The organism is Listeria innocua (genome assembly GCF_028596125.1).
Taxonomy (GTDB): domain Bacteria; phylum Bacillota; class Bacilli; order Lactobacillales; family Listeriaceae; genus Listeria; species Listeria innocua.
On sequence record NZ_CP117229.1, the window covers coordinates 631,805 to 647,524 of the forward strand.

16 protein-coding genes are annotated in these 15,720 nt (G+C 35.6%); 11 read left to right on the forward strand and 5 right to left on the reverse strand.

Translation table 11 applies throughout. The features are described 5' to 3' along the window. Positions 1–211 precede the first annotated feature (211 nt). Positions 212–1,603: a branched-chain amino acid transporter BcaP gene (locus PQQ29_RS03600; protein ID WP_045554438.1), complete on the forward strand. Its 1,392-nt coding sequence runs from the start codon at positions 212–214 to the stop codon at positions 1,601–1,603. 89 nt (positions 1,604–1,692) lie between these two features. Beyond that, entirely contained in the window at positions 1,693–2,532 is an 840-nt protein-coding gene (locus PQQ29_RS03605) for a VOC family protein (protein WP_187984018.1), read from the forward strand. A gap of 82 nt (positions 2,533–2,614) precedes the next feature. Here the strand turns inward: PQQ29_RS03605 and PQQ29_RS03610 are convergent, their stop codons facing one another. Next, positions 2,615–2,899 (reverse strand): hypothetical protein, encoded by a 285-nt coding sequence (locus PQQ29_RS03610; RefSeq protein ID WP_003765781.1) that lies wholly within the window; start codon positions 2,897–2,899, stop codon positions 2,615–2,617. Positions 2,900–2,995: 96 nt separating this feature from the next. Here PQQ29_RS03610 and PQQ29_RS03615 point away from each other — a divergent pair, with 96 nt between their 5' ends. Genes PQQ29_RS03615 through PQQ29_RS03630 form a run of 4 tightly spaced genes read left to right on the forward strand, consistent with a single transcriptional unit; the run spans position 2,996 to position 8,037 of the window. Then, a complete protein-coding gene (locus PQQ29_RS03615) occupies positions 2,996–3,946 on the forward strand; it encodes a magnesium transporter CorA family protein (protein ID WP_003760863.1) in 951 nt (316 codons plus the stop codon). Between the two features lie 23 nt (positions 3,947–3,969). Beyond that, positions 3,970–4,611 carry a GntR family transcriptional regulator gene (locus tag PQQ29_RS03620; RefSeq protein ID WP_003765783.1) on the forward strand — a complete coding sequence of 214 codons (642 nt, stop codon included), beginning with the start codon at positions 3,970–3,972 and terminating at the stop codon, positions 4,609–4,611. 41 nt (positions 4,612–4,652) lie between these two features. After that, the gene (locus PQQ29_RS03625) at positions 4,653–7,343 is read left to right on the forward strand and encodes a YhgE/Pip domain-containing protein (RefSeq protein ID WP_010990537.1); all 2,691 of its coding nucleotides are present in this window, start codon (positions 4,653–4,655) and stop codon (positions 7,341–7,343) included. Between the two features lie 46 nt (positions 7,344–7,389). Continuing rightward, on the forward strand, positions 7,390–8,037 hold the full coding sequence (locus PQQ29_RS03630; protein ID WP_010990538.1) for a GntR family transcriptional regulator: 648 nt from the start codon (positions 7,390–7,392) through the stop codon (positions 8,035–8,037). A gap of 8 nt (positions 8,038–8,045) precedes the next feature. On the opposite strand, the gene PQQ29_RS03635 is transcribed toward PQQ29_RS03630, so the two are convergent. Together PQQ29_RS03635 and PQQ29_RS03640 are read right to left on the reverse strand one after the other, a co-directional pair. Next, positions 8,046–8,582, reverse strand: a complete 537-nt coding sequence (locus PQQ29_RS03635) for a GNAT family N-acetyltransferase (RefSeq protein ID WP_010990539.1) — start codon at positions 8,580–8,582, stop codon at positions 8,046–8,048. Further along, positions 8,569–9,606, reverse strand: coding sequence for a DUF975 family protein (locus PQQ29_RS03640; RefSeq protein WP_010990540.1), 1,038 nt, complete (start codon positions 9,604–9,606; stop codon positions 8,569–8,571). Before PQQ29_RS03640 ends, PQQ29_RS03635 begins: the two co-directional genes overlap by 14 nt. 190 nt (positions 9,607–9,796) lie before the next feature. Here PQQ29_RS03640 and PQQ29_RS03645 point away from each other — a divergent pair, with 190 nt between their 5' ends. Further along, positions 9,797–10,006 (forward strand): Lmo0654 family protein, encoded by a 210-nt coding sequence (locus PQQ29_RS03645; protein WP_003760873.1) that lies wholly within the window; start codon positions 9,797–9,799, stop codon positions 10,004–10,006. A gap of 73 nt (positions 10,007–10,079) precedes the next feature. After that, positions 10,080–10,787 (forward strand): metallophosphoesterase family protein, encoded by a 708-nt coding sequence (locus tag PQQ29_RS03650; RefSeq protein ID WP_003760874.1) that lies wholly within the window; start codon positions 10,080–10,082, stop codon positions 10,785–10,787. Positions 10,788–10,832: 45 nt separating this feature from the next. On the opposite strand, the gene PQQ29_RS03655 is transcribed toward PQQ29_RS03650, so the two are convergent. After that, positions 10,833–11,396 (reverse strand): DUF420 domain-containing protein, encoded by a 564-nt coding sequence (locus tag PQQ29_RS03655; protein ID WP_003760875.1) that lies wholly within the window; start codon positions 11,394–11,396, stop codon positions 10,833–10,835. A gap of 120 nt (positions 11,397–11,516) precedes the next feature. On the opposite strand from PQQ29_RS03655, the gene PQQ29_RS03660 reads away from it, so the two are divergent. The 3 genes from PQQ29_RS03660 (at position 11,517) to PQQ29_RS03670 (ending at position 14,784) form a co-directional block, all read left to right on the forward strand. Continuing rightward, the gene (locus PQQ29_RS03660) at positions 11,517–11,933 is read left to right on the forward strand and encodes a hypothetical protein (protein WP_003760876.1); all 417 of its coding nucleotides are present in this window, start codon (positions 11,517–11,519) and stop codon (positions 11,931–11,933) included. A 235-nt stretch (positions 11,934–12,168) separates the two neighbouring features. Then, positions 12,169–14,010, forward strand: a complete 1,842-nt coding sequence (locus PQQ29_RS03665) for a leucine-rich repeat domain-containing protein (RefSeq protein ID WP_233450792.1) — start codon at positions 12,169–12,171, stop codon at positions 14,008–14,010. Between the two features lie 144 nt (positions 14,011–14,154). Continuing rightward, positions 14,155–14,784 carry an endonuclease III domain-containing protein gene (locus tag PQQ29_RS03670; RefSeq protein ID WP_010990542.1) on the forward strand — a complete coding sequence of 210 codons (630 nt, stop codon included), beginning with the start codon at positions 14,155–14,157 and terminating at the stop codon, positions 14,782–14,784. Here the strand turns inward: PQQ29_RS03670 and PQQ29_RS03675 are convergent. Continuing rightward, positions 14,781–15,677, reverse strand: a complete 897-nt coding sequence (locus PQQ29_RS03675; RefSeq protein WP_010990543.1) for an Rgg/GadR/MutR family transcriptional regulator — start codon at positions 15,675–15,677, stop codon at positions 14,781–14,783. The genes PQQ29_RS03670 and PQQ29_RS03675 overlap by 4 nt on opposite strands. Between the last annotated feature and the right edge of the window lie 43 nt (positions 15,678–15,720).

The window sequence follows — 15,720 nt, forward strand, 5'->3', positions numbered from 1 at the left end:
CTTTGTGCCGAATACGCACAAATCCATTCTCTCTAATTTTAGCCTAATCATGCTTACAGTGCAAATCATGAAAGATGATTCAGATATATTTGGGTAATAGGTGCTATTTTAGGAAGTTATAATTAGTTTTGTATTTTTTTTCACAATTCTATTGACCTTTAAAGCGCAAAAGTATACTATTTTAGAAGATCGTAAAAAGGTAGGCGACAAAATGAATTCATTATTTAGAAGAAAACCGTTAGAAGATTTAATGCATAATAAAAGCGGAAGTACACATTTAAAACAAACACTCGGACCGCTTGATTTAACCTTACTAGGGGTTGGAGCGATTGTTGGAACCGGGATTTTTATTTTACCTGGTACTGTAGCTGCGAAAAATGCTGGACCGGCGATTATATTTTCTTTCGTCATTGCCGCGATTGTTTGTGCGATTGCTGCGATGTGTTATTCAGAGTTTGCATCTAGTGTTCCGGTAGCAGGGAGCGCCTATACATACGGCTATGTCGTCTTTGGCGAGTTAATCGGTTGGTTGCTAGGCTGGGCACTTATTTTAGAATACGGGCTTGCTGTGGCATCTGTTGCAAGTGGCTGGTCTTCTTATTTAAATGCTTTACTTTCAGGTTTTCATATTTCCATTCCTGAAGCAGTATCTGGGCCTTTTAATCCAGAAGTAGGTACATTTATTAATTTACCTGCAATTATTATCGTTCTCGTGATTGCTTTCTTATTAACACTTGGAATAAAAGAATCAACGCGTGTGAATACGATTATGGTAGCTATCAAGGTAGGCGTTATTTTACTTTTCTTAGTAGTTGGCGTGTTTTATGTGAAACCTGACAATTGGCAACCATTTATGCCGTTTGGGATTAGTGGCGTAATGAACGGTGCTGCGCTTGTATTCTTTGCTTATTTAGGCTTTGACGCAGTTTCCTCGGCCGCAGAAGAAGTGAAAAACCCGCAACGAACTATGCCGATTGGAATAATAGGGTCGTTACTTATTTGTACTATTTTATATGTAGCGGTTTCTGCTGTCTTAACAGGAATGGTACCATACACGGATTTAAATGTTACTGATCCAGTGGCTTATGCTTTGCAAGTGATTAATCAAGATTGGGTGGCTGGTATCGTATCACTCGGAGCTGTAGTTGGTATGATTACTGTTATTTTAGTAATGAGCTACGGGGCTACAAGATTGATTTTTGCGATGGGGCGTGATGGTTTATTACCAAAAGTACTGGCAGAAATTAATCAAAAATATCAAACACCAGTCAAAAACACCTGGATTTTTGCATTTATTGTGGCGATTATTAGTGGACTTGTACCCCTTGATAGATTGGCTGAATTAGTCAATATTGGAACACTCCTAGCATTTATGATGGTGTCCATTGGGATTATCTTCTTACGTAAAAATAAATCTATTCAACAATCAGGCTTCAAAGTGCCATTTTATCCTGTGTTGCCGATAATTTCGTTTTTATTATGCGCATTTCTCATAAGTCGCTTATCTGTTCACACCTGGATTCTTTGCGGGATTTGGTTTGTAATCGGATTAATTGTGTACTTTGCATATGGTAGGAAACATAGTGAGTTACTTAAAAAATAATTAACTTACTTTTTGTAAGTCGTTTTATTGGTATTTGGACGCTCCTTGTGTTGTAATGAATGTATTACAATAAAAGGAGCGTTTTTTACATGGTGGAAATTAGTGAAAAATTACGATTAGGCGAAGTTGTCTTAAATGTAGGTCATTTAAAAGAGATGGCAGGTTTTTATCAAGAAGTAATTGGTTTAACTTTATTAGAAGAAAATGATCGGATTGTAAAGCTTGGAGTGCCAGGTTCGGATGAGGCGTTGCTTGTTCTTAAAAAAATAGATAATGCAGTTGTTCCAGAAGTGCCGCGGGTTGGATTGTTTCATACAGCATTTTTATTACCAAGTCGAGAAAGTTTAGCAGATGTACTCGTGCATTTAGCTCAGTCCGGTTATCCGATTGACGGAGCGGGAGACCATGCTTATAGTGAGGCGCTTTACTTACATGATATTGAAGGGAACGGCATTGAAATCTACGCAGATCGGCCGAAAAATAGTTGGATGCGTGATAGCGCTGGAAACTTACCAATGGTGACAGAGCAAGTCGATGTGGATGATTTATTAAAAATCGCAACTGGAGAACCTTTCACTGGAATGCCAAGTGGGACAATTATCGGGCATGTACATTTACAGGTAGCTGATGCAGACAAGGCAGAGCAATTTTATAAAGAAGCGCTTGGTATGAATTTAACGACAGCAATACCATCAGCAAGATTTTTTGCAGCAGGCGATTATCACCATCATATTGGATCAAATATGTGGGCTGGACGCAATTTGGAAAATCGTCGTGAGAATGAAGTCGGGCTAGCTTGGTTTACAATTATCACACCAGACAAAGAAGCGATAACAACGAATCTAGAGCAGCAAGGTTATGAAGTAAAACGATTTGACGAAACGATTTCAGTTACCGATTCAAATGGAATTATGATACACTTTAAATAAAAAAAGAACTGTTTAAGCGAAAAATGAGCTTAAACAGTTTTTTGATGCGATAATAAGGGAAAGGTAGATTAGATTAATTATTTTAATGTTTACGTTGCATTGTTTTCTTGAAAAGCCAGTTGCTTGATTGGAAAAGCGTTAAAGCAATTAAAACGACGCCAATTCCAAGATTTAAATACGAAAGGGCTACGGCTGCGTTATCTGGAAATGAATTTTGCACAGTGATGAAAATAATAAAGAAACCGCTGTTTGCACAAAACGCAATCCAAAACCAAGATAAACCACTAAGTTTACCAACTACAAAAGAAAGTCCTGAGATTATTGCTGCTAAAACAATTCCTGTAAGTATCATTGACATAAATTCCATTTTCATCGCTCCTTTGTCATAAATGAATTATTATTAATAATAATGTAACATAAATGAAATATTTTGTAAAGAAGTTAGAAGAAAGGAGATACACAGATGATTGAATTTTTTAAAACAACAAATGAAAAAATGGAGCAATTATCCGAGTTAGAAGATGGTTGCTGGGTGAAAGTAACCGCTCCGACAGAAGATGAAATTGAGCAATTAAGTAAAGAAATGGATGTGCCAAAACCTTATATCTTAGATGCACTCGATTCAGAGGAGCGCTCGAGAATAGAATTAAAACGAGCAGAACAAGATGTAAGACACTCCTTAGTGATTGTCGACTATCCTTATGAATCGGAGGATGAACTTGGTTACACGATGTACGAAACACTGCCAATAGGTATCGTATTAACGAGAAAGTATCTAGTCACTATCTCTTTACGCGACTTACTAATATTAGAAGATGTTCGTACGATGAAACTAGAAACATACGATACGACGAATCATAAACAATTTTTGTTAAAATTATTGTATGCTGTATCTTATTATTACCTCAAATACTTAAATCAAATCATCAAACAAACAAATAATTTAGAAATACAGATTAAACAGTCGATGAAAAATGAACAACTGTATGCGTTTATGGCGGTTCAGAAAAGTTTAGTATTTTTTGCAACTGCACTTCAATCGAACAAAGCAATACTCGATAAAATGGAAGATGTGGAACATTTTATGCAACAGGAAGATAACCATGACCTGCTTAGAGATGTTATTATTGAAAATAAACAAGCAATAGCAATGACAGATACATACACGCAAATTATTAGTGGCATGTCAGATGTGTTTTCTTCTGTCATTTCGAATAATTTGAATATCGTGATGAAGTTTTTAACATCTTTTACCATTATTTTATCTTTACCAACTATTGTGGCGAGTGTTTACGGGATGAATATTAAGTTGCCATTTATGCACAATGAGCACGCGTTTGCATTAATTCTTTTATTTACGCTATTAATTACAACGGGGGTAACAGTGATTTTTTGGCGTAGAAAATACTTTTAATATATAGAAAACGAGGGATGAGCATGGAAAAACAAACATACGAAAAATTAGCATACTATACAATCAAAGAAAAAATTCTCAGCGGAAAGCTTCATGTTGGTCAACATATTTCAGAAGCGGGTATTGCAAAAGAATTATCTATTAGTCGAACTCCTGTCAGAAAAGCAATTGCGGTTTTAGTATCCGAAGAATTAATCGAATACGAACTGAACCGGGGGGCTATTGTTATCGAAAGTAGCATGAGCGCTGGACGTTTTATCGAACTCCTTGAAATGGCAGAAATTCTCGTCGTGCAAACAATTGAAAAATGTAAAAGTAAAAATTTAACTTATAAACCAGAACAAGGCAATGAATTACTAAAAGAGATGAGAATCATTCAAAAAGAAGAAAATGTCGATGCTTATCTATCTTTGCTGAGTAAATGGCTGTTACAATTTGTCGCGCAACTAGCTAACAGTTATGCAGAAGATATTGTAAGGAAAATGAAGCGTGATTTCTTTAATAAAGCACAAAAAGATATTAAAATAATACCAGTGCTTTTGGAAGAAGAAACGATGGATACATTAGAACAACTAACTTTTTATATGGTAGAAAAGAAATATGACTTAGCAAAAGAGGTAATGCAAAAATTAGTGAATTTGTATATTATCCGTACATTTAGATAGTATTTCTAAAATGATTTGCTTAAATACAGGAGGTGCTTTTGATGCGGAAAGTATACGAAATATTTGTTTTAGACTGGCGCCGTCTCTTTAAAGCGCCTTTAGCTTTATTATTAGTTATTGCATTAATTATTTTGCCATCATTATATGCATGGTTTAATATTGAGGCACTTTGGGATCCTTATTCCAATACATCAGGAATCAAAGTAGCTGTTTCAATTGATGATGAAGGCGCAGAAGTAGACGTACCGGGAAAAAAGCCTCAACAAGTGAACGTTGGGGATCAGCTTAAGAAAACCCTTGAGAAAAATAAAAAACTTGGTTGGACTTTTGTTAGTGAAGAAGAAGCGAAAAAAGGCGTAAAAAGCGGAAAATATTATGCTTCGATTCATATTCCGAAAAATTTCTCAGAGGATATGGTTTCGGTTGTAAGTGATAACGTCAAAAAACCAACAATTGATTACTCGGTTAATGAAAAAATCAATGCTATCGCGCCAAAAATGACAGAAAGCGGAGCAACAACTATTGTAAATCAAATTAGTTCCGAGTTTGTGGGCACGGTGAGTAAGGCTGTTTTAGAAGAGTTTAATAAAGCAGGAATTGATCTTGAAAACGAGTTACCGACAATTAGACGTTTAAAAACCAAAGTATTCCAAGTACAAGATGCTTTACCAGAACTTAAAAAAATGGGTGCTGAGGCCGTCAAAATTGAAGCCAAATTACCTGAACTAAAAACGAAAGCAAATCAGGTTGTCGAACTAAATGAAAAAATCCCAGAACTAAATAAAGCGACAGAAAACGTTTTATTAGTAGAAGAACAGCTACCAAAAATCGATCAACTTGGTCAAGATATTCTTGTGCTCCAAAAGAAAATCCCAGAAATCAAACAAATCGCGCAGTCAGTAAAAGAAGTAGATGAAAACTTCGGAACGATCAAAAAAACAGTCAATGACGCGGTGAATGAATCTGGTAAGGCGCTTGATGTGATTGATACAGCGACAGCAGCGATTCCAACAGTTGAAAAAATCGCCCAAAATGGTAGTGGATATGTCGATAAAGTATCCGATTTTGCAGACGAAATTAATAAGTCATTTGATACGTTAGCACCTGCTATTAAACAAAACTTAACGCTAATGAAGCAAATGGCAGATAATATTTACCAAGTAACTGAAGCAATCAAAAATGGTTCTATCAACTCTGAACAGGCGATTTCCGAACTGAAGAAAATGGAAAACGATATTGATTCCTTACAACAAATGATTACAAAACAAACTGCAACTTTGGAAAGCTTAAATGAAACTTTACCGAATAAGCCGTTTACCGATTTAATTGCAAACTTAAAAACGATTAATAGCCAACTAGGCGCACAAAAGCAAACAATCACAAAAGTACGCACAGCACTAGAAAATGGTGAACAACCAGCTGAGGAACTTTTAAATCAATTGAATGAACAAGCCAAAAATGTTAGCGCAAAATTAGACCAAATTTTAGCAAACTATGATTCGGAAATTGTTCCAGCAATCAAAACCGGCTTAAATCAAATTCAAGGAGACTTAAAAGACAGCCAAAAATTACTACAAAACTTGCAAGCAAAAATCCCAGAAATCACTCAAGTATTGAAAGATTCCAGAGAAACACTGCAAACTGGGCAAACGTATTTAAAAGAATTTCAAGAGCGACTGCCAGAAATCCAGAAAACTTTGGATGAAGCAACTAAGGTTATCAATACGAAACTAGATACAATTATCGCAGGTATTAACGAAGCAGCTGATTTTTATCAAAATGATTATCCAAACGTAAAAGCTAATATCAAAAAAGCAGCCAACTTCATTCGCGATGATTTACCAGGACTCGAAAAAGAAATAAATCAAGCATCCAATCTGATCCAAGAAAAAATGCCAGAGTTCGAAAAAGCCGTTAAAATCGCAGCAAATCTTTCCAGAGAAGAACTGCCAGAATTTGAAAAAGCAATTAATAATGCCGCCAATAAAATTACCGATTTCGATAAAAATTACGATTTGCAAAGTATTATTAAAATGCTAAGAAATGATGCCGATAAAGATAGTTCCTTTATTGCGAACCCGGTTAATTTAAAAGAAACAAGTTACTACCCGATTCCAAACTACGGCTCGGCAAGCTCGCCATTTTATACAGCACTTTGTTTATGGGTTGGGGCGCTCTTGCTTATCTCATTACTACGTGTTGATGTAGAGGTGCCAGCGGGGATTTTCAGCCATTACCATCGTTATTTTGGCCGATTATTAACGTTCTTATCCATCGGGTTAATGCAAGCACTTATTGTTACGCTCGGGAATATATTCTTGCTCGGTGTTTCCATCGCTGAACCCTTACTCCACGTGCTCTTTAGCATGTTTATCAGCGTGGTCTTTATGACGATTGTCTACACACTCGTTTCTTTATTTAATAACGTCGGAAAAGGTATTGCGATCATCTTGTTAGTACTACAAATTTCAGGAGCGGGCGGGAACTTCCCAATTCAAGTCTCACCACCATTTTTCCAAGCGATTTATCCGTTCTTGCCGTTCACTTATGCCGTTAGTTTAATCCGAGAAAGTGTAGGCGGACTCTATATGCCAACTGTTTGGATTGACATGAGTGTTCTTGCTGGATTTGCCATTTTGTTCATTGCATTAGGTTTGTTACTCAAAAAACCGCTCGACAAAGTAGTACCAAAACTATCCGAAAAAGCAAAACGAAGCAAGCTTATTCACTAAAAATATTTCTATGATATAATTACTAGCGAATAGGGGGGCAGACTTGATGGTAAATAAATATAAAACGTTGGATAAAATGGTCTATAATTTACTTCTTGAAAAGATTAAAAAAGGCGATTTAGTCCGTAATGAGCATCTCGCTGAAGAAAAACTTGCCGCTGAATTCGGAGTTAGCCGGTCCCCACTTCGAAAAGCGATTGCTACTCTTACAGCTCAAGGCATTGTGAGCTATCACGAAAATAGTGGAGCAGTTTTAAACGATGTGCTCATTGGTTCAGACCGATACGTGCAATTAATGGATACCATCGATATTTTAGTTGATGCAGCAATAGCAAAAGTAGGGCACTTCAGTTTAGTAATGGATATAGAAAAACTACACGAACGTTTACAAGAGATGGAACGATTTTCTTATTTAACGGATGTTGAAAGTTATTTTGATGCACATCATCGTTTCATTCTTTGCTTAATTAGTTTTGCTGAAAATCCATATCAAGTGAAGATTGCAAAAGATATTTTCTTTCAAATGGTTCATTTTTCGGATGGTATTAATATTTTTAAATCAGTCGAAATTAGAGAATGGACCAATAAAAAAAGCAGCCAAATATATGAGCTACTCGCACAAGATAAAACCGAAATGGCAAGGAAGACAATTAAATCAATGTTTGCTGAACTTACAATTCAAGCGTATCGTTAAAAGAGCTGTCACAAAAGTGACAGCTCTTTTTGATATAAATTAAACCCATTCTTCTCACCAGAAAACATAAATCCATAACGCAGATACATTTGATTAAGGGCTTCGTTTGTTTTGATGCAGTCTAACCGAACAAACGGAACAGACATGTTAAGTGCCAATTGTTCAGCAAAACTAATCATTTGTTTACTTAAAGAAATGCCACTAAAATCCCTTGATACCATTATTCGGTGTAAGTAATAAGCTGATTGTTCATGCCTATCACCCCATAAATCTGTATCCCAGTCACTCGGCGTTTTCCTAATAATCATTACTCCAGCTAGTTTTCCATCAGCCGCTTCAAAAAGTGCAACTTCGCTAAGCTCAATCCGTTGTTCAATATTATGAACATCAAATCCATGTAAAATATCACTCCACTGGGTCGAACCCGATTCTTTTAACCAGCGCGCAGTATTTACCATTAACTCATTTATTGCTGAACGATCATTTGGCAAAGCAAAGCGGACTAGAAATTCCAGTCCGCCAGCTGTTATTTTATTTTGGTTCATTATTGTCTTTTGGAGCCTCAGGAGCTTCTGGAGTCTCAGGAGTTTCTGGTACTTCTTTCGTTTCAGGAGCTTCTGGAACTTCTGGTGTTTCGGGTTCTATCGTTGTTTCAGGAGTTACTGGAGCTTCTGGTTCTACTTTTGTTTCAGGTGCTTTCGGAACTTCTGGTGTTTCAGGTTCTACCTTTGTTTCAGGTCCAAATCCCTCTGGATGAGTATCTTCTACAAAAGGATCAGTTTCTCTTGTACCAAATGGATCAATTTCTTCTTCTACAATAACTGTTTCTTCGGTGTAAGTTCCTTCGCTTGCTGCATATAAATCATCATAGAATACAGCGATAGAAGTGATTAGATACGGATAAACATAAAGTGAAATACCAAGTGTAAGTAACCAAGAAGCTAGTATTAATACCAGTCCACCAAATGTAGCTCCAGCAGCAAGTGCTGTAATTACTTCAGCAGGATCAGCAGTATAAGAAGTAGTAGCCATACCACCAGCAACGATTACAGTACCTGCAATTGCTACGGCTAAAGGAATTAAATACCAAAGTAAGAATGTAAGGGAAAGACCAAATAGTCTACCTTTATGCCCGTTCATCATATGGCGGCTTTCTGTAATAGCATCAAGTGCTGAAATATTAGGATTATCGCGTAAAATAAAGAATGTTTGTGAATAGGAATATGTTTTAATAATTCCTGGTACGATTAGTAATAAGCTCCATAAGAATGTGAAAATAGAAATGAGCAAGTAAGCTAAAAACGTACGTCCAAATTGTTTAAAACCACTAAACATATAAGCAACATCTGGTTGTTCACGGCGGCTAATTGCTAAGTATACCCAAGCAACCCCCGTATAAAGTGGTCCAGTTAATAGAAATAGGGCAATCCAGCCAACAACAGGAATCCAACCAAGTACCCCTCCGCCAACGGTTTCAATTAACCATGCAAGAACAAATATCCCAATGGCAATACCCCAGTTGCCACGTAGCGACTCTTTAGCTGTCTGTTTTACTTGTGAAATAGTCATCATAATGAAAACTCCTTTTTAATTTATTTTTAAGTATAATAGCAAAAATACCTACTTTTAAAATAGCATACTTTTAGGCACTAATACAGCAATATGGAGCGGGATAAAAAAATGTTTAAAATAGGATTAATTTTCTAGCAATAGGGGAAAAGTAACGTTATATGATATGAATAATTTGGAGGTGGCGCATATGGCCCATGAGAGTTTAAGAGAATTAGAAGATCGATTAATTGAATTGCGACAACAATATCAAGAAGCGTTAAGCGAAACACGGGAGTTTGAAGACCCGCAACTTCAAAATGGACCAATTAATGCTGCTGAAGTAAGATTAAGTGCATTACGTCACGAAATCGCTGAAGTAGAGAAGAAAATTAAAAAAGTAGAAGGCAATACCAAATAAGGAAAAGACGTCCTTTTGCTAATGTCATGTTAGCGAAAGGGCGTTTCTTTTACGTAGGTTTGGAGGTATAACAATGAAGCCAATTTTTGCTGTAGGAGATGTGCACGGGGAAATTACGCTTTTAGATGAGTTGTTAGAAAACTGGAATAAAGAGCAAGAACGGCTTTTGTTTGTAGGTGATTTAATTGATCGCGGTGAAAATCCAGCGGCGGTACTTAGGCGTGTGAAAGAGCTCGCGGACGAAACCGAAGTGATCGTCTTAAAAGGCAATCATGAGCAAATGCTGCTCGATTTTTTAGATAACCCTTCTGAAAAAATGCATTATTATTTGAGTCAAGGTGGGATGGAAACAATCCAATCTCTAATCGCTGACTCATTAGATAAAAAAATGACGCCAGAAGGATTGGCTAAACGTGTACAGGAAGAAGCTTCTGAACTCATTGATTTCATTCGCCATTTGCCACTTTATTATGAAGAAGGTAAATATGTATTTGTCCATGCGGGAGTAGATTTTTCTAAACCAAACTGGCATGATACGGAAGAACGTGATTTTTTCTGGATTCGCGAACCATTTTTATTCGGGAAAAATAAAACCGGGAAAGTCTTTATTTTTGGACATACTCCGGTGCAAAATTTACATAGCGATGGAAGTGCAAGAATATGGGTCTCTGAAGATAGAACCCGGCTTGATATTGATGGTGGCGCCGTTTTTGGCGGCGAACTTCACGGAGTCGTCGTTGAAGAAAATGTAATTACAAAAAGTTTTTCCGTAAAAAAATAAGCATCGAATGGGCTGTTTTTAAGAGCTCATTTGATGCTTTTTTATTTAATAATACGGCGCCATAAATAAGTAAACGAGTACGCCAGTTAAGCTGACATATAGCCAAATTGGCATAGTCCAACGAACGATTTTTTTGTGTTTCTCAATTTGCATTGTCCAGCCCCACACAAGTGCAAATAGCGCTAGTGGAACAACGATTGCTGCTAAGAAACTATGTGTAATTAAAATGAAAAAGTAGATTGGTCGGATAATCCCAGTTCCGCCAAACGTAGAAGTTTCTGCTGAGAGATAATGGAACGTTAAGTAAGTTACTAAGAAGAATAAAGTTGATGTAAATGCTGCTAAAATGAAGCCACGATGCATTTTAATGTTTTTCTTTTTTATAATCGCCCAAAGTGCAATAACTAAAAATACAAAGGTAAAACTATTAAAGATGGCGTTCATTCGCGGGAAGATAGTAATGTCGAAATGTACTGCTCCTTGATACCCAATCGGTGAGAAGAAGAGTAGTAAAATCACTACAACCGCAACAAATGAAATAATCATTATCGGCCAAAAATAGTTTTTGTCTGATGTCGGTTTTGTAAGTTTTTCTTTATTGTGTTCCATGAAAAAAATAGCCCCCTAAATATAAAAAATTGCTGTACTTCTTTCATTATACATGACGAACATATCGGATGCGAAAGATTGAACTTTTGAGTTATAATGGGTTAGGAAAGGGTGTTTCTAATGTCGATTATTGCGCGAGAACTAACAAAAGCGGAAGAAGCAGAAATTATCCGTTTAAAAGAAGAGGGCGAAGTGATGCTCGAAACTGACGGAACTCCAGAAGAGCGAATCGAAAAAATTGCCAAATATTTAAAAGATACCTCACCGGACTTCGATTTGGCGGAGGAACTTGGTTATATTTTAGGGTCTCTGTATGGAGAGGCTGTCCGTGAAAAGTATCAGTGGAGATGGCTGTTTATTTCTGAAAATGATGTAGAAGGATATGCAATTACATCAAAAGAACATGGTTATACATTAATGGCGCATGATTATTTTATGCAAGTAATTGTTCGAAATAAACCGGATAATAGTAAAAAGTTATTTGAATTAATGCCTGATATGACAGGGAATAAGGACGGATTCCGAGTTATTGGATGATGGGAAAAGTACGTTATTAAAATAGAAATAGATTATTAGAGAGAAAACATTCACGTGTTTTCTCTTTTTTTATCGTTTATTTTTTATTTTCTTTCAAAATTAAATAATAGTCACATTTTAGACATAATAACGAGGTGATTGTTCACTGTTTAGACACAATCGCCGGGAAACAAGTGATACTAATGGACTTCTGAGAAAAATCGCCATGTATAATGTAATTTAGATGGTTTATTTTATGATTCTGCAACTAAAAAAACTGACATCTAAAGAAGAAAGGAACGGATATATGATAAACAAACAACATTTTTATAAAGTAATTCAGGCTTTTATTGGGGTTCTTTTAATAGGGAGTGTTTTTATATGGCTTGGGTCAAATAATGATGTAAATGCTGAAGAACAGAGCATTACCGAACCTACACCAATAAACGAAATTTTTCCCGATGCTAAATTAGCAGAAGTAATGAGAAACTATCTTAGCAAGACGAATGTCACTGATACTGTTACGCAAGAAGAACTGAATAACATAACTATTGTAGGTGCAACTTCAACTGGGATTGAGTCGCTTGAGGGAATACAATATCTGCCAAATGTGACGACTTTTAACTTTAACGGAGAAAAAATACAGGATATTAGCTTTTTATCAAATTCTACAAAGTTAGAGAATCTGGACCTGTCAGGGAATCCAATAAAAGATTTTAGTCCGATTGCAAACCTAACAAAATTGCACACTCTTAATTTAATGAATTGTGAGATAAGCGACATTAGTTTTATCACAAATTTAACCGAGTTGAAAAGCCTTTATCTTAGTAACAATCGCATAACTAACATAAGCCCATTAGCTAATTTAACTAAATTAGACTATTTAATTATTGAAAATAACCAAATTACTGATTTAACTCCGCTTAAAAATATGAAAAACCTCAATAATTTAGTTATAAGTGGAAATCAGATAAATGACATCACAACAATTGCTGAATTAACGAGTTTGCAGAATTTATCTATTAGTGACAATCAAATTGTGGATATTAGCCCATTAGCTAATTTAAACAACCTAAATTCTTTAGCTATCCATAAGAATAATATTGTTGATACAAGTCCATTGGCTAATTTGACGCAATTAAAGTTTATAAACATACGAGATAATCAGATAGATGATATTACCGGATTAACTAATCTAACTAATTTAACCAATCTACATTTAGGTGGAAATGAAATATCAGATCTAACGCCACTTGCGAATTTGACTAATTTAAACCTTTTGGATTTAACTAATAACCAAATAAGTGAGGTTATACCTTTAGCTAATTTAACGAATCTATCCAATCTTTGGTTAAATGGAAACAATATAATCGATATTAGTCCATTGAAAGATTTAAAGGGTTTAAAAAATTTAAGTTTGTCTGATCAGCGAATACAGAAAAATCCTGAGTTGTTTAAAACCAATTTTACCTTAACTAACAATATAAAAGATTTAGACGGCGGATTAGTTGAGATAACGGATATTAGTCATAATGGGACCTACGATAACCCGATTGTTACTTGGGAGTTGCCTAGATATGTAAATGAAATTAGTTATAAATATACACAACATGTGCAGATTGGTAATTCTAAGACGGATTACGATGTGACGGTTACACAGCCACTTATATTACCATCGCATACTGTGAACTTTATAGTAGACGATGTTTTAAAAACAAGTTTAGAAGTAAAGGAAGAAGCGTTGATTACACAACCAGCCGCACCGAAAAAAGCAGGATACACATTTACTGGATGGTATGACGCGAAAACAGGCGGAAACAAATGGGATTTTGAAACAGCTGAAATGCCGAGAAATGATATGACTTTATATGCGCAGTTTAGCGAAAATGAAGTTATCCCAGTTGATGAAGACGTTGATCTTATTGTTGAAGAAAGCGGACCAGTGCAAGAAAGTAATGATGACGTACCACCAGTTACTGAACCGACAAAAAATATCGTAATGCTTCCGAAAACAGGAGACAGTAACAACATGTTATTTGTTGGATTAGGTTTGTTATTGTTCGGAACAGGGGTTGTTATTAGTAAAAAACTCCGCTAAAACAAGGAACAATTATTTAAAGAGAAAGCTTTATTGCTTTCTCTTTTTTGTTCACTTTGAATGGTTAGCGATAATAGATATTAGCAAAATATTATGCTACAGTGAAAGAATTAATAGGCTAGTTTTAGTGAGAGGTGATAACGGTTGAATATAAATAAGCAAAAAGTGCAGGTTTTAAATAATTTAGTTGAGCTTTATGGTTATCAAGATTGGTGGGAAGATGACAATCGTCTTGCTGACTGGCTTTCGATGATATTAATTCAGCGTACGACAGAGAAAAATGCCAACCAAGCTTTAGCCAATCTCGCACCTTATTTAGATTTAGATAGTTTAACCAAGATGGATACGGTGCAACTTGAAGAGTTAATCTATCCAGCAGGTTTTTATAAGCAAAAAAGTCTTTACATTAAAGCACTTATTGAGTGGTTCGTTGGTCACGGTGCTAGTTTGGATAAATTTAAGTCTTATTCAACAGAAGATTTGCGCAAAGAACTACTAGGTATTAAAGGCGTCGGGGAAGAAACGGCCGATGCAATGTTGCTATATATTTTTGAACGTAATGTTTTTATTGCTGATTTATATGCCAGACGACTATTTACTAGATTGGGCTTTGGTGAATATAAAACGTACGAGCAAATGCGTGAAGAATTTATGCCGATAACCGAAAATATTCCACATAAACTATGTAAAGAATGGCACTCAGTCATTGATGTTCACGGGAAGCATTTTGGGAAAGACAAAAGTATGAATGAATCGTGGTTGCTAGAAAGCTAGCTCTTAACAATATCTATACCTTTTAACCTGATAAACTGATCTAATAAAATTTCATATAAATAAGCAATTTCTTCAAAACGAAGGTCATTCATAATTTGAATGGCTTTTTTTGCTTGATTGTAACCTTCTTGGATATGATTGTTTTGCATTTTGATTAAGCCTTTTAAAAAATGGGAGATATTGCGGTAAAAGGCGCTTTCGTTATAAATGCATAAAGAGTCTAGCAGGATAATGAGTTTATTAGCAGAGGATAGTTGACCGCGCGAAATAAACATTTCAATCGTATTAATTAAAAGTGTACATAAAACACGTCTGGCCCGGTCGTAGTTTTTATAAGGATGAATCGCCTTAATGACCTGATTTAAAAATTGAATTTGTAAATCTTCTTCAAAAAAATAGATGGAGTTAGCGCAAATCTTGAGTTCTTCAAGTGTCCACGTATCAATCGAAAACAAATACTTTTGAATAGTGCATTTATCTTTAGATGTAATAACATCTACTGTAAATTCATGATATTTAAAAAGATGTTTGACTAATTTAATTTGCGAACGAACAAATGCTTTCCATACCTCAACTAATTCGCCATTATGTTTAGAAAGCTCGCTATATAATAGTTCCAAACTCGCAAGGTCGTATATATTTCCTCGCTCTTGATTCATGCATAAATAATTATTCTCAGCTGATACCGACAATTCTCTGTGGATATAAAAGAACTCATCCAAGTCCATATTCATCCGTTTTAAAATTTTTTCAAATAATGTTAGTGTGATGTCGTGCTTTCCTTTTTCAAATTCGATAGCGAAGGATTTGGAAATGATATTATCGTATAAATCTTTTTGATGTATTCCTTTTGAAGTGCGAATATCTCTCACTGTTTTTCCATACCCGACCATTCAAGTTACTCCTTCTGTTTAAAAATTTAGATGAGGGCTGCAT

Coding starts and splice junctions, on each gene's coding strand:
- PQQ29_RS03665 (WP_233450792.1), top strand. CDS start 12,169: ATGATTCTGCAACTAAAAAAACTGACATCTAAAGAAGAAAGGAACGGA.
- PQQ29_RS03675 (WP_010990543.1), bottom strand. CDS start 15,677: ATGGTCGGGTATGGAAAAACAGTGAGAGATATTCGCACTTCAAAAGGA.
- PQQ29_RS03635 (WP_010990539.1), bottom strand. CDS start 8,582: ATGAACCAAAATAAAATAACAGCTGGCGGACTGGAATTTCTAGTCCGC.
- PQQ29_RS03640 (WP_010990540.1), bottom strand. CDS start 9,606: ATGACTATTTCACAAGTAAAACAGACAGCTAAAGAGTCGCTACGTGGC.
- PQQ29_RS03660 (WP_003760876.1), top strand. CDS start 11,517: ATGTCGATTATTGCGCGAGAACTAACAAAAGCGGAAGAAGCAGAAATT.
- PQQ29_RS03610 (WP_003765781.1), bottom strand. CDS start 2,899: ATGGAATTTATGTCAATGATACTTACAGGAATTGTTTTAGCAGCAATA.
- PQQ29_RS03625 (WP_010990537.1), top strand. CDS start 4,653: ATGCGGAAAGTATACGAAATATTTGTTTTAGACTGGCGCCGTCTCTTT.
- PQQ29_RS03630 (WP_010990538.1), top strand. CDS start 7,390: ATGGTAAATAAATATAAAACGTTGGATAAAATGGTCTATAATTTACTT.
- PQQ29_RS03620 (WP_003765783.1), top strand. CDS start 3,970: ATGGAAAAACAAACATACGAAAAATTAGCATACTATACAATCAAAGAA.
- PQQ29_RS03650 (WP_003760874.1), top strand. CDS start 10,080: ATGAAGCCAATTTTTGCTGTAGGAGATGTGCACGGGGAAATTACGCTT.
- PQQ29_RS03605 (WP_187984018.1), top strand. CDS start 1,693: ATGGTGGAAATTAGTGAAAAATTACGATTAGGCGAAGTTGTCTTAAAT.
- PQQ29_RS03645 (WP_003760873.1), top strand. CDS start 9,797: ATGGCCCATGAGAGTTTAAGAGAATTAGAAGATCGATTAATTGAATTG.
- PQQ29_RS03600 (WP_045554438.1), top strand. CDS start 212: ATGAATTCATTATTTAGAAGAAAACCGTTAGAAGATTTAATGCATAAT.
- PQQ29_RS03615 (WP_003760863.1), top strand. CDS start 2,996: ATGATTGAATTTTTTAAAACAACAAATGAAAAAATGGAGCAATTATCC.
- PQQ29_RS03655 (WP_003760875.1), bottom strand. CDS start 11,396: ATGGAACACAATAAAGAAAAACTTACAAAACCGACATCAGACAAAAAC.